The organism is Gilliamella sp. W8136 (assembly GCF_016101285.1).
In the GTDB taxonomy this organism is placed as follows: Bacteria; Pseudomonadota; Gammaproteobacteria; order Enterobacterales; family Orbaceae; genus Gilliamella; species Gilliamella apicola_N.
In genome coordinates this window covers 156,305-179,405 of sequence record NZ_JACFQU010000001.1, presented here as the reverse complement: position 1 = coordinate 179,405, position 23,101 = coordinate 156,305, and the positions used below count along the sequence as shown (strand labels likewise).

Here is a 23,101-nt window from a genome sequence, read left to right as displayed (position 1 = left end):
GTTCAATGAGTTGGCGATATCCAAACATTACATCACAAACAAATGATTTTACATCATTGCCTATAGGTAATAATTGATAATGAGTGATTATTCACAGCAAATAGCACTATTAGAACTTGAACTTAACAGTGATAATAATCAATGTATACCCGCACAATTAGCGACAAAAGCATTAATAAAAGAGGTCTGTTTATCGCCGAAACCTGGATTGGTTGATATGAATAATAGCGGTGCACATCGTGATATGGATTTCCAAACTTTTGTTCAAAGTATCAAAGCAATCAGTGTCTGGTTCGAACGTTTTTATCAATATGGTAAAGCATCGGCTTTGCAAGATAACCAACAATTTTTAGCAGGCATTAGACCGATTGGTATTGAGTGTGAGCAAGCAATGTACCAAGCGACAAATCAAGTCAATACTCACAAAGGTGGTATTTTTGCTTTTGGACTGCTACTAGGTGCAATCGGCAAATTAGAACAACTAGGCTTAACAATTAATACACAAAATATTTGTGATCAAGTTTCTGCGATTTGCCAAGGAATCGTTACCAATGAACTTAAGCAAAATAATTCAACCCGTTCAATAGGTGAAAAACTTTTTAAACTTCACAATTTGCCCGGAGCCAGAGGTGAAGCAGAATCAGGCTATGCAACGGTTCGCACTATCTCACTGCCTATTTATCGAGCAATGAAACATAATGGCTATAACGAAGAAACATGTTTACTGCAAGTAATGCTACATCTACTTGCCTATAATCAAGATACTAATTTAGTATCTAGAGGTGGCTTAGACGGATTAACTTTTGCTCAACAGGAAGCGAGAAAACTCATTGAACAAGGTGGAATGACTGATACTAATGGTCTTGAACGGTTAAATCAGTTAGATGAAGAATTTATAAAACGCAATCTAAGTCCGGGTGGTACAGCCGATTTAATTGCGATTACTTGGTTTTTAGCACAATATTAATTGAATGTTCTTTATGTTTAGAGCTAAGTATTTGACTAATTCATAGCATTCAATTTTCCATTCCGAAAAACATAATATGGCTATTAAAAGATATTTATTATCACTATGATTTTATTGTTCTGTTTGAGCAATAAAAGCAATAAAAAATTGCCCCCAAAACCGCTATAATCGCTAAACAAAAATATGCCGTCGTCATTGAATATAGCAGACTAACATAACCGACAATGATTGGAAAAACCGTCATACCTAATGCATAAATAGCTTGAAAAAGACCCATCGCTGTTGAACGAGCATAAGAAGGAATATCTGAAATCGCTTCAAAAGTTAATAGTGAAAATAGTATACCAGTCCCCATCCCTGGAATAATTTGCAACAGTAATATGAGATAACTTGATGATAATTGTGGTATTAAAACACAATAAAGGGCAAGCATAAGAAAAGAGAGGATGATCCAAGATGAGGTGCTTAATTTGGTTATCCAGCTACTTGCTCCAACTTTTGCAAACAATACAGATGACAGCATATATATAATTGAAGATAGACCAATTAAAGCAGAATTGGCACCAAGTTCACTGAGTATTTGGTTGGTAAAAGACATGGTAGTGGACATTTGTATGCCCTGCTGAATTAAGGCCAACAGAGAAAAAGATAGCAGTTTGGGATCTAAAAAAACCTTAAATAAGTTTTGAAAGCTAAACTGATGATGAATTCTTTCAGGATATTTAAGCCTAATCGCTAAAATAAAAGCGATAAATCCACTTAAGCAACTTAAAAGACAAATAAAACTCATTCCAAAAGATTCAAAGAGTAACGTACTGGATAAAAATGCTAAAAATACGCCTATATTATTTACCATAATAATAAGACTTGTTGCATAACTTTTTTTGGATTTAGGATAAAAACCTAAAAATAACACCATAAATGAGATCCATGTTGAACTCGCAATACCCGAAATAATATTACCAATAAAAAATCCCCATCCATCAGGTTGGATTATGCGAATAACAGATGCAAAACCAGCTAAAAAAGATCCCAACACTATAAATACTTTATGCTTTTCTTTCACATTGGCAATTAAACCAACAGGTAAACGTAACAGTAATTGTGAAATACCATAAGCACTCACAACCATACCAATAAAATTAGTTGAAAGATTTATGGCTGCAAGATAAGGTGTTTGATAAGGGATATAAACGTATTGTGCATACCAAAAGAAAAACACAATACAAAGTAATAAATACGATTTTTTTTTCGCTGTTTTCATTAATTATAATTTTAATCCTTACAATCCTTAAGGTTAAAAATATATCTAAATAAAATATTTAGCAACAATTCAAATCAATCTTGTTTAACTTTTTAAACTGTGTTAGCTTGAGAAAAGTTAACCCAATGGTAAAAAAAGTGTTATCACCAAAAAAAATACGATCAAATATACATGATGATTGTTGTTTTAGTATTAACAACAACTCTAGTATGTTTGATCTTTTTTTACCGAAAATTAACCACTGTTAACGTAATGGAGAAAATAATGGACTATGAGAAAATTGCACAGCAAATATTACAATTGGTCGGAAATAAGCAAAATATTATCAGTGTAAACCATTGCTTTACTCGATTACGGTTCCAACTAAAAGATAATAACAAAGCTAATCGTGAAAAATTATTACAAACTGAGGGGGTCATTTCTGTTGTAGAAAGCAGTGGGCAATATCAGGTAGTATTGGGTAATAAAGTCACAAAAATTTATGACGCACTTTTACCACTTATTGGTGAAATAAACTCAATAAAACAAGAACAACCAAAAGTTTCAATAGGCATTAAAATACTCAATAATTTTGCTGCTATTTTTACCCCGATTATTCCAGCGATAGCCGCATCCGGTATGCTAAAAGGGATCTTAGCAATTGCGTTTATAATTGGTAAATACTACTCAACGGATATTAAAAATTATAATACTTATATTATTTTATATGCCGCATCGGATGCGGTGTTTTACTTTATGCCTATCATTTTAGGCTATACCGCAGCCAAAGTATTTAAAGCACATGAATTTATCTCAATGATTATTGGTGCAACTTTATGTTATCCCTCCGTTGTGAGTTTAATGACAAGTAAAAGTGAAGTCACCTTTTTTGCGATTGAATTGACCAAAGCCAATTATACATCAAGTGTTATTCCCATCATTATTGCCGTTTTTATTTTAAGTTATATACAAAGATTTTTAGAAAAAATCATTCCTGAAGTATTAAAAATTATCATGGTGCCTACATTTTCACTACTCATCATGATCCCCTCCACATTATTTATTTTCGGGCCAATTGGTATCTATATCGGCGAATTTATAAACTGGATCTATTACTACATTATGGGAGTGAGCCCTATCTTATTAGGTGCTTTTATTGGTGGTGTATGGTGCATTTTAGTTATATTTGGCGCTCACCGCGCAATTGTGCCAATTGGCCTCAATGATGTAGCGCGAACAGGCAAACAAAATCTTTTGGCATTTGCTGGTGCGGCTAATTTTGCGCAAGCTGGTGCAGCGTTTGGCGTATTTTTCAAAACCAAAAATAAAAATCTTAAAACAGTCGCTGCATCAGCAACGGTTACAGCCCTGTTTGGCATTACTGAACCAGCAATTTATGGTGCCAATTTAAGATTAAAAAGACCGATGATCTGCGCCGTCATTTGTGGCGCAATCGCAGGGGGCTTAATGGGTTGGGGAGGTTCCTATGGTAACGCATTTGCTAACCAAGGAGTATTAACAATACCGGTGTACACAGAAGCAGGTACAAAAGCATTCTTATGTTATTTAATTGGCATAGGTTTTGCCTTTTTTGGTTCATGCATTATGACGATGATTGTTGGATTTAATGATATACCAAATGAAGAAGCGCCAAAAACAATGCCAACAACGTCCAGTACACAATTAACTTCAGATACTGCTATTTTGTCGCCGGTTGCTGGTGAGGTGATTGCTTTAGATCAAGTCAAAGATGAAGCATTCGCCTCAGGTGCAATGGGAAAAGGAATCGCAGTTTATCCTAAAGTGGGTGAAATCGTTGCCCCTGAAGATTGTACCGTTACGGCACTCTACCCTACTTTACATGCAATGGGGCTAAAATTAGATAATGGTATTGAACTACTAATTCATATCGGTATTGATACAGTTAATTTACAAGGTCAATACTTCCAATCTTATGTTCACGCTGGTCAACATATTACTAAAGGAACCAAATTAGTTTCATTTGATATTGATAAAATACAACAACAATTTGATTTAACCACCTCAATTATTGTGGTTAATTCCGATCAATATAAAAATATAGAATATTGTCAACAAGCTCAGGTTAGTGAAAAAGACGATTTATTATTTATTCAAGTTTAGAGGTTTAGTTATGAAAGCTTTTGCTAAGGATTTTTGGTGGGGAGCATCATCTTCAGCATTTCAAATTGAAGGTGGATGGGATGCAGATGGCAAAGGAATGACTGTTGCCGATTATAATTCATTTCAACGCTCTACTATACAAGCCGACAGTAAAGTCGCCAGTGATTTTTATCATCATGTTGAAAGTGATATTGCGTTATTTAAAGAGTTAGGACTAAAAACTTATCGCTTTTCTATATCATGGGCTCGTATTATTCCCGATGGCGATGGTGAAATAAATCAAGCAGGAATCGATTTTTACAATCGAGTTATTAACGAATTAATTAAAAACGATATTATACCTTTTATTACGCTCTATCATTTTGACTTACCCTTTGCCTTGGTTGATAAATATAATGGTTGGCAAGATCGTCGCTGTGTTGATGCATTCAGACGTTATGCTCAAGTCTGTTATAAAGCATTTGGCGATCGAGTTAAGCATTGGCAGATTAATAATGAACAAAATCTGATGATTCGTGTCAATGAAAGAATGAATATGTATCAAGTTGCACCTGAGGATATTGAAAAAGTTCGTGCACAAATGGATTATCATATGTTTGTTGCCCATGCAATGGCAACCAACGATTGTCATGCTTTAATTTCCGACAGTAAAGTTGGGCCTGCAGTTTCATCCACGATGACCTATCCTGCAAGTAACAAACCAATGGATGTATGGGCAGCGAAAATGAACGATAATTTCAAAACGAATTACGCGCTGGAAATGTACTGTTTTGGTGATTATCCTAACTATTATAAAAGCTACCTAACTCGCTGCGGAATCTATCCTAATACCCATCCTGAAGATGCTGAAATATTAAAACAAGCAAAACCTGATTTTATTGCTGTAAATTATTATCGAACTTTGGTTGCCAGTTATTTACCAGAGGACGATGCACACCCATTTGGTACCAAAGAAAAAGATATCGATTTTGACCTTTACGGTTACTTCAAAATCGAGAAAAATCCAAATTTAGTTGCTTCAACTTATGGTGCGCAAATTGACCCTATGGGATTACGCCTTGTACTAAATGAATATTATCGCCAATATCGTTTACCATTAATTATTACTGAAAATGGCTTAGGTACTCCCGATACATTAACTGCTGACAATAAAGTACATGATGATTATCGAATCGATTATATCAAATCCCATATTTCAGCTTGTCATGATGCAATTGAAGATGGTGTTGAACTATTTGGATACTGTCCATGGTCAGTCATTGATTTATTAAGCTCACATCAAGGTTTTAAAAAGCGTTATGGCTTTGTTTATGTTGATCGTGATGACCATGACTTAAAAACCCTTAATCGAATAAAAAAAGATAGTTTTTATTGGTATCAGCAAGTCATCAAAGACAATGGCATTAAAAAATAGTTAATAGAACATAAAGATGGGCTTTAAAAAAGCCCATCATAACTCATATTAAATATCATTAATTTACTAAATATGTCACTTTATGCGCCTCGGTCGGTAATGGCACTTGCCATTTAGAAAGCATTTGTGTAATTTTCTTATTCGGTAAGCTAGTATCTCGGCTTGAATTGCGTTGATATAATGTTTTTTCTGGCTGCTCAAGATAAACAATTTCAACCTCTGCATGATAAGCATAAAGCAAATCCAATGCTTTTTGGCGCATATCTCGTGATAAATGAGTAGCATTCCAGATGAATGGTTGATTGTCTCTTAAATATTGTTTCACTTTAGCTAATACAAATTGGATCACTAATCCTTCATTTTGACCATGCTTTAATTTCAGTTCACTCCTTGCGTCATCATATGAGGCAACCGGTAATTGCGGATAATGTTTACTTATCCAACTATTTTTACCTGATGCAGGTAAACCCGACAATAATATGACTTTAGGTCCTTTCTGAGGATACAAAGCATAATCAGGCAAAACATTGCCTCCTCGAAAATAGTGTACTCTGGTGTAATCATCTATAAATTGCCGAGATTGATATAAACATCCTTCTTCCAAAGCCAATTGTTTAAAGAGTTCAACTTCATCAACCATTCGAGCTTTATCAGCACTAATACGACCGAGTATATCGGCTTTAGCTTGTATGCATAACATCCAGACAGGTAATTCCCATGAAAGCCGATGAATTAACCATTGCGGTGATTTATTATGACTATCATCACTTAATGCATAAAATGGAACCTGATGCACATCAATTATCCGACAAATCTTTTCTCTTAACTCAAAATCAATGCCCAATCGCCATAATAGTATTCGACTACTAATCGCCCCTTTTTGGGAATGTCTTGGTTGTGAAATTCGACCACTTAACTCATCAATGATGGTCGTTTCTGGTTTGGCAATATCATGTAACAAAGCAGTCATAAATAACACAAACTTTTCATCATCGGAAGATTTTGCAAACTCATCTTGAGCTATCAAGGATCTTAATACCATTTGAGTATGAATCCAGACATTTCCCTCACCATGATAAGTGGGATCTTGTGGTGTCATCATCAATTTATTCAACGCAGGTATACATTCCAACCACTGGTCAAAGTTATCTTTGCTGATACTGTAGGCGATCTCTTGTTGTAACTGCGAATAACTCATAAATCACCTCCAAATTTTATGCCATCATTCCAATTTATCGTTATTTGTGGCGTATAAAGCTCAGATTTTTTAGCTAATTGATTAGGAATAAACGGTTGCTGTAAATGGTGTTGACCCGCATCTAAAATAGATTGAACAAAATCTTGTCTTACCCATTTTAAACGTCCCGTTGTGGTATACTCTGATTCAATTTTCAAATATAAACCTTCCATCAAATCCGAGTTATCACACTGTTGCCAAGCCCTATTCAAATCAATTTTTTCTTGAGCAACAATTTTCTCAAAACAACTTTTCCAATCTTTTGTTTTAGCTAAAGAATATTTAACTAATGCTAATAAGTCACCCAATCTTTTCGGTGCGATTCCCGAATACAATACGGGAACAGATAAAATAGGACCATTAGCCAATAATTGATGACGTTTTTGGGTTGATAAAAAACAGTTATTATGTCTATCCCAAATATCAAATTCACAAAAATAGTGTGGTAATGCATCATAAAAAATAGAGTGTTTTTTATGTAACCATTCACCATACATAATATAGCGATCTTCTAAACGTTCAATTAACCAGCTTTCATGGACGGTTGCCCAATGTTTAAATAGATTAAACTGACGTTCTCGACTGCCCCCTATTAAGTAATGACCGCGTGATTGTAATAATAGCTCACCACTCTCTGAAAAACTGATTGCACAGTTAGCGCCATCAAGTTTTTCTTCAACCACAATATATTGCCCTATTAATTGATTATAGGGTAGCTGGCCATGCTCACTATCACCCAATTGCAAGCGCGAACTTTCCAAATGTGGAGTACGTGGGTATTTAATTAATTCTAAGTTTTGAATATAAGTTTCCATTGTCATTTTGTTTTCTCCGAAAAATTAGGGAAAACCGACAAGGCGAAGATCTATAGATTGAACTGCAACGTAGGAGCTTTAGAAAAAGCTAAAAGACAATATAATAGAAGATACCATGTCGGCATTAAGATAAAGTATTGAATACAGGCATTTTGCCACCTCATAAAAAAATTAAATATTAGACTAAAAAAACGGCGCCATTATCATTTTAAGCGGATATATTGTCAAGTAAAATTGGATTTTTTATACACGCAATAAGTGTTAAGATTCAAAAAGATGATTACCATTGATAAATTGTGGAGGGTTATATGAAGGTCGAAATCGTTCTATTCCCAATGACGTATTTAGCCATCATTGAACATTATGGCGCGCCCAAGTTAGAACATGAATCAGTAAACAAACTCATAAAATGGCGACAAGAAAATCAGCTTTTAGATGACAAATATAGAAACTACGGCATTCATTATACTAACCCTAAAACAACGCCACCTGAAAAACATCATGTCGATTTCGGTACTCTGTTGATGAACCTATTACTAAAAACATTTATGGAGTGATAAATAAAACGATTCCACAATTTCGCTGTGCAAAAGCCAGAGATATAGGTTCGAGATATCATAATCAAGCAATTATTTATTTACTTGAAAAATGGTTACCAAACAGTGGCGAAAACTTGGGAGATTTTCCCCCAATTTTTCATTATGTTAATGTCGGTCCAACTGTAAAATCTGAACAGATGATAACGGATGTTTATTTACCTTTGTTAGATAAATAATGCTTATATAATATTAATTAGTTAGGTGAATAATCCGCACCAAAATAACGTTGACTAATTTGTGAAAGTTCACCACTGCTAATAATTTTTTGAATACCGTCATTAATATCCTGAGTTAATTGTTCACCTTTCGCACTTTTACTAATTAAAAGATAACTAAACGGTGAAGCAATGCGATCTTCATCTTCTTTACTGAGTTCAATTATTTTAAGATTAAGATGATGTTCACTAATAAATTGAGAAAGCATCACTTTATCAATTAATTGAAAATCATATTGGCCACTTTCAACATGCTGTAAAACAGGTAATAAGTCGGCTTCACTGTAAACGATTTTTACAGGATTATTAGCGTTTTGCTGATTATAAGTTTCTAAAGCAGTGGCATAATTTAGTCCTGGTGTTACCTCTGTTGACATTCCATTTAGATCATGAAAACTATTGATGTTATTATTGTTTTTAGCTACAGCGATAACATATTGATTTTTAAAAATGGGATCTGAATAAAAATACTTTTCCTTACGTTTCTCATTCATTGCATAATTATTGGCACCAACTTGATAACGTTGTGAATCAAGTCCAGCAAGCACCGATGGAAACTCAGTTATTTCGAAATTAATTTCATATTGTGGTAATTTTGCAAATATAGCCTTAACAACATCTATATCATAACCCGTTAAATCACCCTCATCATTTATTGTTGTAAAAGGACTTGGTGCGCCTGATGTTGCAATTGTTATCTGTTGTTTTTTAGAACTTTCAGTATTGTTATTTTGATCATCACAACCTGTTAAACACAAAGTTGCTAAAAACAAAAAACCATACCATTTTTTTAAATTCATAACACAAATCCTCTTTAGTTTGATATTGTTAAACCTATAGTTAAGTGGGTTATATTAAATAAATCCCATTTCTTTCATTTCATGACGATGATCTTTTTGATATATCGCCATGCCTGTTTTCATCAGGTCAAAACCTAAATTTTTATAAAACTCAACTGTTTGAGGATGGGTATAAAGAATAATATTACAATCCTTAACTTGCTCAATAAGTTTATCGACAATTAACCGTCCATATTGCTGCCCATGTAAGTATTTAGCTAAGGCAATGTTATATATTGCCGCCTGACAAATACCATCTGATAATGCTCGCCCCACACCGACAACACGATTGTTATCTAATAAAAATACCACTGCATAACTATTTCGAAATACCTGTTCTTGTGTTTTAGCATCTAAAGTGCTTAATCGATAAAATTTCAGTAAATCAGCAACTTCCTGCCAATTTATATCCTCACAGTGTTGTTGAATAGTAATATCCATTACGACCTCTTAACTGATTAAATTTCATAATCCATTTGCATAGCAGAATAATATCTGGATAAAAAATCTCTTGTTCTTTGTTGAACAGGATTTAGAAATACTTTATCAGGCGAGCCATCTTCAATAATCTGTCCTTTATCTAAAAATAAAACTCGCGTTGCAATATCATGTACAAAACTCATTTCATGAGAAACTAGAATCATCGTTATACCTGATTTAGCAGCCATTTTTATTGTTGCTAATACTTCACCAACCAGCTCAGGATCTAATGCGGAAGTTGGTTCATCAAGTAATAAAACTTTAGGGTTCATCGCTAATGCCCTAGCAATAGCCACTCGTTGTTGTTGGCCGCCTGAAAGTTGTTTAGGATAGTGATCAACTCTATCAGCAAGACCAACTTCAACTAATTTTTCATACGCAATCTGTTTGGCTTTTTCTTTAGGATATTTTTTTACAATTACTAATCCTTCCATCACATTTTCTAATGCATTTTTTTGAGGAAAAAGATTAAATTGCTGAAATACCATAGCGGTTTGTTGGCGAAATTTAACAATTTGATCTCGTTTAAATTTGCCTACATCAAACGATAGCTTATCAATACTAATATTACCTGATTGTGGTTTCTCTAATAAATTAAGACAACGTAGAAATGTTGATTTTCCTGCTCCAGATGCCCCTATAATGGCAACAATTTCATGAGGTTGAATATGAAGATTGATGCTGTCCAAAATACAATTACCGTGAAAAGATAACGTTAAATTATTAACATGAATCATAACCATTTTCCTTTTCGGTAACTCGGCGTATTTTTATCGTCGCTTATCGTTAATCTCTTTTCTAAATATTTAACAAGTAACTCAATTAATATGGTTAATGCCCAATAAATTAATGCAAGTGAGATATAAACCTCAAAATAGCGATAGCTATGACCCGCCAATGTTTTACCCCTACCGGTCATTTCGGTAACAGAACAAACAAAAGCAAGTGAAGTACCTTTGAGTAAGCCAATTAAAGTATTTCCCAAATTAGGTAGCGCCACAATGAAAGCTTCTGGAATAACAATCCGACGTAATAACTGACTATAGGTCATTCCTAATGATTGTGCCGCTTCAATTTGTCCTTTATTTACCGATTGTAATGCCGCGCGAATTGTTTCAGAATTATAGGCAGCTTCGTTAAAAGAGAAAGCAATCAATACAAATAACATGGGTGGTAATCCATTCATATTGAAATTTGTATCATAAAAATAATTAATATAACGTAATAAAATTGGAATTCCATAAAAGCTTAGATAAAGCTGTACTAACAATGGCGTTCCTCTTATAAATGAAACAAATACCGCAGCAATTTGTGTTAAAACCGGTATTTTATTCATTTTAATTACAGCAATGATTAAACCCAATATTACGCCAAGTAACATCGAAAAAATCGTAATAAAAAGCGTGACTGGCAAATAAGCGAGTAATGTGGGTATTTGGGTAAAAATCAATCCAAAATCAATTATATTTGGCATCCGCATCTATCCCAATATTAAAGTTAGTTAACTGAACTAAATTGTTTATCTCGATTATGTGGCGTTTTCCAGTTACTCGTATCTGGTCCTAAAGGCAAGATATCATAAGGATTATGGGCATTATTACCTAAGAAATAACCTTTTTTTATCGCATCAAAATCAGTGGTCTCACCAAATGCAGGTATTTGATAGAGATCTCGCGCATATCCCCATAAATTAGGATAGTCGATAATTCTATTTCGATTGGTATTAAAAGCGGAATAATAGGCTACATCAAATCGTGCTAGCGTAACATATAAACGAATATCGGAATCGGTAATCTTATCGCCAAAAAGATAACGGGATTGACTTAATCGTTGTTCTAATTGATCTAATTGGTTAAAAACAAGATGGTAAGCATGTTCATAGGCTTTTTGTGTCCGGGCAAATCCAGCTTTATATACACCATTATTTACTTCATGAAATATGACATCGTTCAATTCATCAATTTCAGTACGTAAATGTTCAGGATAAAGATCAGGTGCACCGGCTTTGTGAAAAGGTTTAAATACGGTTTCCCAATAGTTGGTCAATCTAAAATAATCATTGTTAACCACTTTGCCCGTTTTTACATCAACTACGGTAGGAACTGTTGCTCGTCCACTGTATTCTGGATCTGTTTTAGCGTAAATCTCTGGTAAATAGCGAATACCTAAAACAGGATCAACACCATTAGGATCGAGCGAAAATTCCCAGCCATGGGGTGTGCGGATAGGGGAAACTTTACCAACACTAATGATATCCTCTAAACCCAATAATTTAATGGCGATCATCTGACGATGAGCCCAAGGACAAATTGCCGCCCAAATTAAACGATAACGACCTGATTCTACCGGTAATAAACCTGGTTCATTACCAAATGGAGTGTCGAATCGGTTAGTTTGACGTACAAAGGCGCCATCTTGGTTTATTTCATTATTTTCTGTAGTAACTACTTTTCCTATAGACATACGCTTACTCCTAATATTTGGTACTGCAATTGAAACTTTCCAACAGTTGGATTTATTCAATCTAGCATCAAATATTTAGCGGTTAAAATAACGAATAAGCATATTTATATAATCATAAATTATATAAAACAGGATTAACCTATTAACTGTGCAGAAATAATCACTTTCCTAATCGTTTATAGAGCCTTTCAGGACGACCTATTTTACCGTGATTAAGTTCAACGATTAATAATTTAGTTTGGACACAATATTCTAAATATCGTCTGGCTGTAGTTTTGCTAATATTTGCTTTTTCGACAATTTGATCGACCGTTTGTGGTTCATTTGTCTGCATAAATAGATCTTTAACTTTTTGTAAAGTAATCTCTTCAATCCCTTTAGAATGGCGATTGATATCAACAAAATCTTTAGTTTGCAAATTAAACAGTTCATCAATGCGTCTTTGATTGACATGTTTTTGTAAACTTTGACGATATAAGAAAAGTTCAAAACGCTCAAGTGAATGTTTTAAACGTTGGTAAGATACTGGTTTAATTAAATAATCAAAAGCACCAAACCGTATAGCTTTACTACACGTATCCATATCACTTGCTGCAGTGATAAAAATAACATAAGAATCTAGTTTGTTATTAATAATGTATTCAAATAATTCAATACCTTTACCATCAGGTAAATAATTATCGAGTAAAATTAACGTTGGTTTTAACTTTTCAACCATTATTTTAGCTTCTTCTAAATTTGACGCGATCCCAACGACTTTTACTTTTGTATCTCTTTGTATAAACTCAGCATTTAATTCTGCTAAAATAGGTTCATCTTCTACAATAAGAACTTTTATAGCATCTTCTTTATACTCGTTAAGCTCTCTCATGCATTTACCTCTTTTTATTATTTAGGTATAAAAACTGAAAAAATTGTTCCATATGGTGTATTATCTTCAAATGTAATATAACCATTGGCCTTTTTTATGTAGGTTGAAACAAGATGCAAACCAATACCATGCTCTTTAGCATCTTGAGAGGTTACGCCGGGTTCGAATATTGATTCTCGAATACTTGCATCTATACCACATCCTTGATCACTTACTTCTAATACAATTTCATCCGTTGCATCACTCAGATACAAATAGATCGTTTTATCACCATGATTATTTTTTAAGCATGCATTGAAAGCGTTATCAAGTAAATTACCCAGCACTGACATAAATTCGGTTTCAGTAATTAAGGCAGGTAATGCACTTAATTGACATGCAGGGTCAAAGACTAAATTCAAGCCAATTTCATGTGACTTTGAATATTTACCTATTAACAATCCACATATAGCCGGTATTTTGAAATGCTCAGAAATAAAATCTAAACAGTTTTGATTATCCGCCGAATGTAGGGTGATAAAAGATTGTGCTTCTTCATAACGTTTCATATAAATGAGCCCTGACAAAGTCGCCATCCAATTAAGGTGCTCATGTCGTAAAGCTCGCAAATTATCAATATATTGAGTTACTTGCGTTAATTTCATACTTAATAAATTGATATCATCATAATTACGAAAAGTGATCACCCATCCTTGAATTTGATCATCCACTATCACACGAATCCGGTTTGCAATAACAATAATATTATTAAAGTAACAAATATGATCGTGTACATCTTTTGTCTGATTTTCATTTCCGTAAAGAAAATCAGTTGATTTGATAAAATAACGTAAATCATGGTTAAGCAATTCTTGATCACTGGCAATAATGTCTAACATGTTTCGAGCCGATTGATTGATATTGATAATTTTATAATTAAGATCAATGGCAATAATGCCCTCAAAAATAGATTCCATTATTGATTTTTGACTTTTAACCAACAAAGCAATCGCTTTGGGCTCTAAGTTAAACATCTGTTTTTTTACTGCTTTTGAAAAAAAGAACGAAAATACAAACAAAGCAAAAAAGAGTAAGGAACAAAAAATGATAATAGGTATAAATTGGTTAATATGTAATACATATATATCATCAATCATATAACCAACAGAGACGATACCTATTATTTTACCGTCATCGATGATAGGAGCTTTACCTCGTAGTGCTAAACCTAGCGAGCCTTCGCTAATAGAAATACTGCTATTTCCGCTCAGTACTTCTTGATTATCTCCACCTACCATTGGGGAATGTAACTTATCATTCGAGGTATGATATAAACGATAAGCTTGTTCATCACCAATAACGATGTAACTGGCATCACTTTGTTCAAAAATATCGTTAACTAAATTGGCTAAATTGGCGGTATCTTTTTCTTTAACATATTTTATTAAACTCGGAATAACGGACAATTCTTTCGCTTGAACTTGCGCCTTCTCACCCAAACTTCGATACAACGTAGTTTTAGTTGCATTCCATATATAACTTTGTAAAAGTGCGAGTATTATTAACGAAAAAAGTAAAAGAGACAGAAATAACTTCGTCGCAAAAGATAATTGTACTTTTTTTCGCATAATAATGCCCGAATTGAAAATTGACTATTGACATTGAGTTTATCACAGCATTAAAAAACATAGAGCCTTTAAAACCATAAAAACCACACTTAAAGTATGATTTAAATCACAAAATTAGGGTTAAAATTTTGTAAACATATGCGCCAATCTAACAAATTCAAATTTTTTTGGAGAAAAATAAAATATGGCGGATCTTAATTCAATCGGAAAAATGCGGACTGAAGAAGAATCAGTATCAAGTTCTGATGAAAAAAAACATGATAAATGGCCTTACAATGTGAAACAACAACAGCAAGGATGGCCGTACAATTGGTGGCGGCTTATGGACAATTATAAAATTGGTGTAATCCCACTTCCATTATTTATAATTGCTGGTATCCTAATTTTCGCCGAAGTGTTAGTAACTGGTAAATTACCTAGCGAAATTGTTGTGATGGTGGTAACTTGTGCTTTCTTTGGCTTCCTATGTGGTGAAATCGGTAAACGGTTACCAATCGTTGGGAAAATGGGTGCAGCAGCGATCTGTGCGACCTTTATTCCATCGGCGCTAGTTTATTATGGTTTTTTACCAACTCCGGTCGTCCAAGCAACAACAAAATTCTATAAAGATACACACATTTTGTATCTATACATTTGTTGTATTATCGTTGGTAGTATTATGAATATGGATAAGAGAACGCTTATTCAAGGATTCTTAAAAATATTCGGACCAATGGTATGTGGTGAAATCGTTGGAATGTTAGTGGGTGTTGGTGTTGGTTATATACTAGGTTTATCTCCATTTGATACATTCTTCTTCTTAGTATTACCTATTATGGCAGGTGGTGTTGGTGAAGGTGCGATTCCTCTTTCAATCGGATATGCATCAATATTAGGTATGGAACAAGGTGAAGCCCTTGGTCGTGTATTACCAATCGTTATGTTAGGTGGTTTAACAGGTATTATTTGTGGTGGTGTTCTTAACCGTCTTGGTAAACTTTACCCACATTTAACTGGTAATGGTCGATTACTGCCAGCTTCAGAAGATGATGAGTTAATGGATGATAAAAAAGAAGCTAAAGCTGAACCAATTATCGACGTAACAACATTTGCTTCAGGTGTATTATTAGCAGCAATTCTTTATATGATTGGTATGATTGGTCATAAATTAACAGGTATTCCAGCTCCGGTAGGAATGTTATTTGCTGCAGTTTTTGTTAAGTTAGTATCAGGTGTTTCACCGAAAGTATTAAGTGGTTCACAAGTCGTTTACAAATTTTTCCAAACGTCTGTTACCTATCCAATTCTATTTGCGGTAGGTGTAGCAATCACTCCATGGGATAAAATCGTTGCAGCTTTCACCGTTACAAATTTAATTGTTATTGTTTGTACTGTTGTTAGTTTAGTCACCACTGGTTTCTTTGTCGCTAAAAAATTAGGTATGCATCCGATTGATGCTGCTGTTATTTCATGCTGTCAAAGTGGTCAAGGCGGAACAGGTGACGTGGCAATCTTAACTGCCGCAGAACGTATGGAGTTAATGCCATTTGCTCAAATTGCAACCCGTATAGGTGGTGCAATAAATGTATCAGTGTCATTACTCATTCTCGGCAATTTCTTAGTTTAGATTAAAATTTTAAAGAACAACCTTAGTTTAACTAAGGTTGTTCGCTTTTGTTTATAGTTAAATTTAGCATAAAACAGCTTTTAAGGAGTTTTCATGAAGCTTGTCAGTTATCTTGTCTCTGGTCGAGCAAGTTTTGGTCTTCTTACTCAGAATGGCATTGTTGATTTAAAAGAAAAATTAGGTAATAAATATCCCGATTTAAAATCTCTACTTGCTGATTCTGAAGGACTTGCTGTCGCCAAAACTTATCTTGATGCACCAAGTGACATTGATGAACAAGACATTACTTATCTACCTGTTATTCCAAATCCAAACAAAATTTTATGTGTTGGTATGAATTATGCTGAAAAACGCGCGGAATTTAACGAAACTAGCTCAGCGCCAACGTTATTCGTTCGTTTTCCTGATTCACAAACAGGTCACAAAACTAATATTATCAAACCGGCTATCACTAACGAGTTAGATTACGAAGGTGAATTAGCGATCATTATTGGCAAAGAAGGATTTCGTATTAAACCAGAAGAGGCATTATCACATGTAGCGGGATACAGCTGCTATATGGATGGGTCTATTCGTGACTGGCAATATACTTGGTTTACAGCCGGTAAAAACTGGCCAAGTACTGGTGCATTTGGTCCTTGTATTACAACCAGTGATGAAATCCCTGATCCAACAGTTTTATCTTTAACCACTTATTTAAATGGTCAGGAGATGCAACACGATTGTATTAAAAATCTTGTGCACACTGTACCAGAACTTATTTCTTACATTAGTACATTTACTCGTTTATCGCCTGGAGATGTCATCCTTACTGGTTCACCTGGTGGCGTTGGTAAAAAACGTAACCCTCCAGTATTTATGAAAGATGGCGATAAGATTGAAGTCGAAATTACAGGAATTGGTCGTTTAACCAATTATGTAGTAGCAGAAAGAGGGTAATTTTATGTATGATTTAGTTGATTATACCATCGTTGATATTTCTAAATCAGAACAAGACTATCAAGAAATTAAGCTATTATTGTCTCGATCTGATCTTGATTTAGACTCGCAAGTTACTCTTTTTATGGTAGCGAAAATTAACGATAAAATTATTGCTTGTGCTGGTATGGATCGCAATATTATTAAATGTGTTGCTATTGATCCTCAATATCGCGGTAATCAACTAAATCTGACTTTAATGGATCAAACCATAAAATATGCCAATGAAAACGGCTATTTTCACCTTTTTTTATACACTAAGCCTGAAAATATAGATTTCTTCAAAGGATGCGGTTTTTATCCTATTGTTGAAATAACTGATTTAGTTGTTCTAATGGAAAACAATCCGGTCGGAATAAAGCAATATTGTAAACAACTTAATGCACAGAAAAAAGAAGGAAATAAAATTGGCAGCATTGTTATGAATGCCAATCCTTTTACTAAGGGTCATCAATATTTAGTACAATATGCAGCAAGTCAATGTGACTGGTTACATGTATTTGTTGTCAATGAAAATGCCTCGCAATTTTCATTTGATACACGTTTAAAACTAGTTAAAGATGGCACAAATCAGATAAAGAATGTCACTGTGCATGCGAGCTCACCCTATATTATTTCTAGAGCAACATTTCCTACTTATTTCCTAAAAGATAAGACAAAAATTGATCAAGCCTATATGGGTATCGATCTGTTAATTTTCCGAAATTATATTGCTCCAGCACTCAATATCACTCACCGATTTGTAGGGACTGAACCTATTGATGAGGTGACCAAAGCTTATAACGAAGCGATGCGTTATTGGCTTGAAGATAATACGGTAAGTAGTCTACCAGCCATTACGGTTGTTGAAGTTGAACGTATAACCGAAAGCAATTGTGTTGTCTCGGCTTCATTAGTAAGAAAGCTACTGGCTACTGGGCAATATGAACAGGTTAAAACGTTGGTTCCCCCAACAACATGGGATTATCTTTCGGCTAATTTGGATAACTTTAAAATTTAATACGTTTTAAAAGGTAAAAAAATGAAAATACAAAAAGAAGCTATGGCTGGGACTCTCGAATCGAGCGATTTGTTAGTTAAAGTCATGCCAAATACGGGGATTGAAATTGTTATTAATAGTGATGTTAATAAGCAATTTGGCGATCAAATACGTGCAGTTGTTAATCAGACTTTAAATGATCTGAATGTAACTGATGGTTTAATTATTATTGATGATAAAGGCGCTTTAGATTGTGCTATCAGAGCAAGAATTCAATGTGCAGTATTACGCGGTGCAGAAGAAGAGAACTTAGATTGGAGTAAATTACTATGAAAAAATTACGTCGCAGCATGTTATTTCTTCCAGGCGCCAATGCCGCAATGTTATCAACATCGTTTGTATACAAACCTGATTCAATCATGTTTGACCTTGAAGATGCGGTTTCAATTAAAGAAAAAGATTCAGCACGCCTTTTAGTCGCTCAAACATTAAAAATGCCTGTTTATAAAGAACATAATATTGAAACAGTTGTTAGAATTAACGCACTAAATACACCATTTGGACTTAAAGATTTAGAAGCCGTAGTTCGAGCAGGCGTTGATGTTGTTCGTTTACCAATGACAAACAGTGCCGAAGATATTCATGAACTTGAAGCTCACGTTGAACGTATCGAAAAAGAATGTGGTCGTGAAGTTGGTAGTACTAAATTAATGGCAGCAATTGAATCGGCTCAAGCTGTGGTTAATGCGGTATCAATTGCTAAATCATCTCCTCGTTTAATAGGTATTGCTCTTGCTGCATTTGACTATCTTGTCGATATGCAAACAGAAAGAGGCGATGGAACCGAACTATTTTATGCTCGTTGCGCTGTTCTACATGCAGCTCGTGTAGCGGGTATTGATGCTTTTGATGTTGTCTATTCAAATGTTAATGACGACGAAGGTTTCTTAAAAGAAGTCAGCCTAATCAAAAAATTAGGATACAACGGCAAATCATTGATTAATCCAAGACAAATTGAGCTATTACACAATGCTTATGCACCTACTGCTAGTGAAGTAGAAAATGCTAAAAAAATAGTTGAAGCAGCTGAAGAAGGTGAAAGAAAGGGGCTTGGAGTTGTTTCTTTGAATGGCAAAATGATTGACGCACCAATTATTACTCGTGCTCAAAAAATCATTGAACTAGCAAAATACTCCGGTGTACGTAAAGAAATTTGATAGGATTGAAATATGACAACTTCTATAAACCAAAAAATTGATGATTTATTAAAACAGCATCCTGATCTTAAAAATATCACACCATTTATTGATGCTAATGCAACCACACCATATTTAAAAGATGAGTCTAAATATACTCGTAAATTATGTGACTCGATTGAACAAGCCATTAAAAAGTGTGAATTACGTGACGGTATGACCATATCTTTCCATCATGCATTCCGTGAAGGTGATAAGGTTATCAATAAAGTTGTAGAGACAATTAGTAAATTAGGCATTAAAAATCTAACTTTAGCATCAAGTTCATTGTTAAGTTGTAATGCCGCATTAATCCCACATATTGAAGCTGGGGTGATCACTAAAATTTACACTTCTGGATTACGTGGAAAATTAGCTGATGCGATTTCACACGGTTTAATGGATAATCCTGTACATATCCATTCTCATGGTGGGCGTGTAAAACTCATCCAAAGTGGTGAAATTAATATTGATATCGCATTTTTAGCCGTATCAACAGCTGATGAACAAGGTAATGCTAATGGTGTATCAGGTAAATCACAATGTGGTGCACTTGGTTATGCAATGGTTGATGCACAGTTTGCCAAAAAAGTAGTTTTACTAACTGAAGATATCGTCGGTTATCCAAATAACCCTGCAAGTATTCGTCAAGATCAAGTTGACTATATTGTTAAAGTTGATGAAGTCGGTGACCCAACTAAAATCAGTGTGGGCGCAGCACGTATCACAAGCAATCCTCGTGAACTTATGATTGCTCGTTACGCGGCTGATGTCATTGAGCATTCTGGCTATTTTGAAGATGGCTTCTCAATTCAAACCGGTTCTGGTGCTTCTTCAACAGCTGCAACGCGTTTCCTTGAAAACCGTATGCGTGCTAAAAATATCACAGCCTCATTTGCCTTAGGTGGCATTACAGCTAGTATTGTTGATTTACACGAAAAAGGTTTGGTTAAACGTTTATTAGATACCCAAAGCTTTGACGGTGCAGCAGGACAATCCTTAGGCCGAAATAAAGATCACATTGAAGTCTCAACCAATGTTTATGCAAATCCTGCATCTAAAGGAGCAAGTGTTGATGAATTAGACATTGTGATTTTAAGTGCCTTAGAAATTGACCTTGATTTCAATGTTAACGTATTAACAGGTTCTGATGGCGTAATGCGCGGAGCATCTGGCGGTCACTGTGATACAGCTGCGGGAGCAAACTTAACTATTATTGTTGCCCCATTAATTCGTAGCCGTATCCCAACTGTAATTAAAAACGTAACCACGCTGGTAACTCCAGGTGAAAGCGTTGATGTATTAGTTACTGATCATGGTATTGCAGTGAATCCTAATCGTCCAGAAATTGCTGAACGTTTAAAAGCAGCTAATTTACCAATAATGAGCATTGAAGAACTTTATCAACGTGCAGTTTCGTTAACTGGTGAACCAAAACCAATCGAATTTGAAGATAAAATCGTAGGTATCGTTCATTTCCGTGATGGTTCAGTAATTGATGTAGTGCGTCAAGTTAAAGATTAATTACTCAAGCATCTGTCATAACAAAACTTAGCATGGCATAAATAAATGCCATGCTCTTATTCCTGTATTATGAATAAAATGTTAATTAAATTTGATGATGGCACCCCGATTAGTCTTGAGCAAATGCTACTAGCTAAAGAAAAGCGGGTAGAAAACCAACTATTAGCTATTTCACTCTATAAAAAGCCCCTCGTATCGTTAACGTTAGTTATTCCTGGTCCAATAAAAAACAGTAGTGGAGCTAATTATATATTTCAAGAAGCAATCACCGCGTTACATCAGTTTTTTATTAAAAATGATATACCGGTAATTAAAAAACAGCACTATCATGAGTTAACAGGTTACGAAGCGATTCTTGTGGTAGATTGCGCGATTGAAAAACTCAAACAATACTGCATTGACATTGAAAGCCAACATCCATTGGGTCGTCTATGGGATATAGATGTGATTGATCCAATAACCCAACAAAGTGTTCCTCGCTCACAATTTGAATATGCTCCAAGACAATGTTTAGTTTGTGAGGATATGGCTAAAATATGTGGTCGGTCAAAACGACATTCATTAGATGAGATTTTTGTTGCTATTAAAGAAAAAGTAGAAAGTTTTGAAAAAAATAAATCTTAATATAATGATAAAGTTGAAAAAACAGAATTGATCCTAAATATCATATCAATTGTTCATTAAACTTTATCATTACTATTAAAATTTTAAATAACAGCTAAAGCTTGCTCTAAATCACCTAATAAATCATTGACATCCTCTAAACCAACGGAAATACGAAGTAGTTGATCTGAAATACCGGCTGTTTTACGTGCTTGAGCAGTGATACCTGAGTGGGTCATCGTTGCAGGATGACAGATTAGACTTTCAACCCCCCCTAGAGATTGAGCTAACGTAATAATATTAAGTGCTTTTAAGAATTTAGACATTACCTCAGGGTCTCCAGCTAATTCAAAACTTAGCAATGAACCAAAACCTTTTTGTTGTTTTTTGGCAATCTCATGTCCAAGATTAGACGATAATGATGGATGATACACATGAGCAATTTTCGGATGGTTAACTAAAAACTCAACGACCTTTTGCGCATTGGCTTGTTGTAAAGTTACTCGCGCTGCAAGCGTTCTTAATCCACGTAATAATAAATAACTATCAAATGATGAAGTGAGCGTACCAATATTATTGGCCCACCATAAAACATCTGTAGCTAGTTGTTGGTCTTTAAATACTAAAATACCCGCTAAAAGATCGGAATGCCCATTAAGAAATTTAGTACATGAATGAGTTACAATATCTGCCCCTAACTCTATAGGTTTTTGCAATATAGGGGTCATAAATGTGTTATCGACTAACACCAGAGCCCCGACATCGTGTGCTTGTTGTGATATTTCTTGAATATCAACAACTCGAAGTAATGGGTTACTTGGCGTTTCAATCAGTACTAATTTTGGACGTAAACTTAAAGCTTCTTTTAGTGCAACTGGATCGGATTGATCAACAAATTTTGCTTTGAAATAACCACGTTGACTTAAACTATTAAAAAGACGATAGCTACCACCATAACAATCATGGGGAGCAACCACCAAGTCATCGGGTGTTAGTAGTGCGACACTGACAAGATGAATTGCAGACATACCACAGTTAGTAAGAATGGCATCTGTCCCTCCTTCCAACTTGGCGACCGTTTCCTCAACGAATCGTCTGCTTGGATTTGCTTTGCGCGCATAATCAAACTCTCTTGGTGTTGCAAATTCTTGATAACGGTAACACGTTGACGGGGTAATGACTGGGACGACACTCCCATATTGATCATCAGTATTAATTCCACCTCGGACAGCAATAGTGCCTTGGCTTAAATTTTTAGATTGGCTAGCCATAATAACATCCCTA

Annotated in this window: 22 protein-coding genes and 1 pseudogene; 12 read left to right on the top strand and 11 right to left on the bottom strand. The window is 34.7% G+C overall.

Translation table 11 applies throughout. The features are described 5' to 3' along the window. The first annotated feature begins 79 nt into the window (after positions 1-79). A complete protein-coding gene (citG, locus tag H3T96_RS00795) occupies positions 80-967 on the top strand; it encodes a triphosphoribosyl-dephospho-CoA synthase CitG (RefSeq protein WP_086325906.1) in 888 nt (295 codons plus the stop codon). A gap of 103 nt (positions 968-1,070) precedes the next feature. Here the strand turns inward: citG and H3T96_RS00790 are convergent, their stop codons facing one another. Then, entirely contained in the window at positions 1,071-2,231 is a 1,161-nt protein-coding gene (locus H3T96_RS00790) for an MFS transporter (protein WP_144091332.1), read from the bottom strand. Positions 2,232-2,495: 264 nt separating this feature from the next. Between H3T96_RS00790 and H3T96_RS00785 the strand changes: the two genes are divergently transcribed. Together H3T96_RS00785 and H3T96_RS00780 are read left to right on the top strand one after the other, a co-directional pair. Next, entirely contained in the window at positions 2,496-4,352 is a 1,857-nt protein-coding gene (locus H3T96_RS00785) for a beta-glucoside-specific PTS transporter subunit IIABC (RefSeq protein WP_144091331.1), read from the top strand. Positions 4,353-4,362: 10 nt separating this feature from the next. Further along, positions 4,363-5,766, top strand: a complete 1,404-nt coding sequence (locus H3T96_RS00780) for a glycoside hydrolase family 1 protein (RefSeq protein ID WP_086325909.1) — start codon at positions 4,363-4,365, stop codon at positions 5,764-5,766. Between the two features lie 58 nt (positions 5,767-5,824). Here H3T96_RS00780 and H3T96_RS00775 read toward each other — a convergent pair whose 3' ends face one another. Together H3T96_RS00775 and H3T96_RS00770 are read right to left on the bottom strand one after the other, a co-directional pair. Next, positions 5,825-6,964, bottom strand: a complete 1,140-nt coding sequence (locus tag H3T96_RS00775; protein ID WP_144091330.1) for an AAA family ATPase — start codon at positions 6,962-6,964, stop codon at positions 5,825-5,827. Next, on the bottom strand, positions 6,961-7,824 hold the full coding sequence (locus tag H3T96_RS00770) for an RNA ligase family protein (RefSeq protein ID WP_186279204.1): 864 nt from the start codon (positions 7,822-7,824) through the stop codon (positions 6,961-6,963). Before H3T96_RS00770 ends, H3T96_RS00775 begins: the two co-directional genes overlap by 4 nt. Before the next feature lie 302 nt (positions 7,825-8,126). Here H3T96_RS00770 and H3T96_RS00765 point away from each other — a divergent pair, with 302 nt between their 5' ends. Beyond that, the gene (locus tag H3T96_RS00765) at positions 8,127-8,375 is read left to right on the top strand and encodes a GyrI-like domain-containing protein (RefSeq protein ID WP_144091329.1); all 249 of its coding nucleotides are present in this window, start codon (positions 8,127-8,129) and stop codon (positions 8,373-8,375) included. Beyond that, a complete protein-coding gene (locus tag H3T96_RS00760) occupies positions 8,372-8,593 on the top strand; it encodes a GyrI-like domain-containing protein (RefSeq protein ID WP_260846799.1) in 222 nt (73 codons plus the stop codon). Before H3T96_RS00765 ends, H3T96_RS00760 begins: the two co-directional genes overlap by 4 nt. 17 nt (positions 8,594-8,610) lie before the next feature. Here the strand turns inward: H3T96_RS00760 and H3T96_RS00755 are convergent, their stop codons facing one another. The 7 genes from H3T96_RS00755 to H3T96_RS00725 form a co-directional block, all read right to left on the bottom strand. Further along, a complete protein-coding gene (locus H3T96_RS00755; RefSeq protein WP_086308391.1) occupies positions 8,611-9,432 on the bottom strand; it encodes a transporter substrate-binding domain-containing protein in 822 nt (273 codons plus the stop codon). Between the two features lie 54 nt (positions 9,433-9,486). Then, positions 9,487-9,912: a GNAT family N-acetyltransferase gene (locus H3T96_RS00750; protein ID WP_144091327.1), complete on the bottom strand. Its 426-nt coding sequence runs from the start codon at positions 9,910-9,912 to the stop codon at positions 9,487-9,489. Between the two features lie 17 nt (positions 9,913-9,929). After that, positions 9,930-10,688 carry an amino acid ABC transporter ATP-binding protein gene (locus tag H3T96_RS00745; RefSeq protein WP_086325913.1) on the bottom strand — a complete coding sequence of 253 codons (759 nt, stop codon included), beginning with the start codon at positions 10,686-10,688 and terminating at the stop codon, positions 9,930-9,932. Beyond that, positions 10,685-11,425: an amino acid ABC transporter permease gene (locus H3T96_RS00740; protein WP_086325914.1), complete on the bottom strand. Its 741-nt coding sequence runs from the start codon at positions 11,423-11,425 to the stop codon at positions 10,685-10,687. The genes H3T96_RS00745 and H3T96_RS00740 overlap by 4 nt, the downstream gene beginning before the upstream one ends. Positions 11,426-11,448: 23 nt before the next feature. After that, a complete protein-coding gene (locus H3T96_RS00735) occupies positions 11,449-12,414 on the bottom strand; it encodes a glutathione S-transferase family protein (protein ID WP_086325915.1) in 966 nt (321 codons plus the stop codon). A 160-nt stretch (positions 12,415-12,574) separates the two neighbouring features. Continuing rightward, entirely contained in the window at positions 12,575-13,285 is a 711-nt protein-coding gene (locus H3T96_RS00730; RefSeq protein WP_086325916.1) for a response regulator, read from the bottom strand. 17 nt (positions 13,286-13,302) lie between these two features. Continuing rightward, positions 13,303-14,892 (bottom strand): sensor histidine kinase, encoded by a 1,590-nt coding sequence (locus H3T96_RS00725; protein ID WP_086325917.1) that lies wholly within the window; start codon positions 14,890-14,892, stop codon positions 13,303-13,305. Between the two features lie 310 nt (positions 14,893-15,202). Here H3T96_RS00725 and H3T96_RS00720 point away from each other — a divergent pair. The 7 genes and pseudogenes from H3T96_RS00720 to citX all read left to right on the top strand — a co-directional run. Continuing rightward, positions 15,203-16,498: pseudogene (locus tag H3T96_RS00720) on the top strand (2-hydroxycarboxylate transporter family protein); the annotation flags it as partial. A 93-nt stretch (positions 16,499-16,591) separates the two neighbouring features. Further along, a complete protein-coding gene (locus H3T96_RS00715; protein WP_086325918.1) occupies positions 16,592-17,437 on the top strand; it encodes a fumarylacetoacetate hydrolase family protein in 846 nt (281 codons plus the stop codon). A gap of 4 nt (positions 17,438-17,441) precedes the next feature. Continuing rightward, a complete protein-coding gene (gene citC / locus H3T96_RS00710; protein WP_144091326.1) occupies positions 17,442-18,476 on the top strand; it encodes a [citrate (pro-3S)-lyase] ligase in 1,035 nt (344 codons plus the stop codon). A 21-nt stretch (positions 18,477-18,497) separates the two neighbouring features. Next, entirely contained in the window at positions 18,498-18,788 is a 291-nt protein-coding gene (citD, locus tag H3T96_RS00705; RefSeq protein WP_025316271.1) for a citrate lyase acyl carrier protein, read from the top strand. Further along, positions 18,785-19,672, top strand: coding sequence for a citrate (pro-3S)-lyase subunit beta (gene citE, locus H3T96_RS00700; RefSeq protein ID WP_065738569.1), 888 nt, complete (start codon positions 18,785-18,787; stop codon positions 19,670-19,672). The genes citD and citE overlap by 4 nt, the downstream gene beginning before the upstream one ends. A gap of 12 nt (positions 19,673-19,684) precedes the next feature. Further along, positions 19,685-21,214: a citrate lyase subunit alpha gene (citF, locus tag H3T96_RS00695; protein ID WP_080692493.1), complete on the top strand. Its 1,530-nt coding sequence runs from the start codon at positions 19,685-19,687 to the stop codon at positions 21,212-21,214. Between the two features lie 78 nt (positions 21,215-21,292). After that, positions 21,293-21,838, top strand: coding sequence for a citrate lyase holo-[acyl-carrier protein] synthase (gene citX, locus H3T96_RS00690; protein ID WP_172398448.1), 546 nt, complete (start codon positions 21,293-21,295; stop codon positions 21,836-21,838). An 83-nt stretch (positions 21,839-21,921) separates the two neighbouring features. Here the strand turns inward: citX and metB are convergent, their stop codons facing one another. Then, a complete protein-coding gene (gene metB, locus H3T96_RS00685) occupies positions 21,922-23,088 on the bottom strand; it encodes a cystathionine gamma-synthase (protein ID WP_144091325.1) in 1,167 nt (388 codons plus the stop codon). Positions 23,089-23,101: the final 13 nt, after the last annotated feature.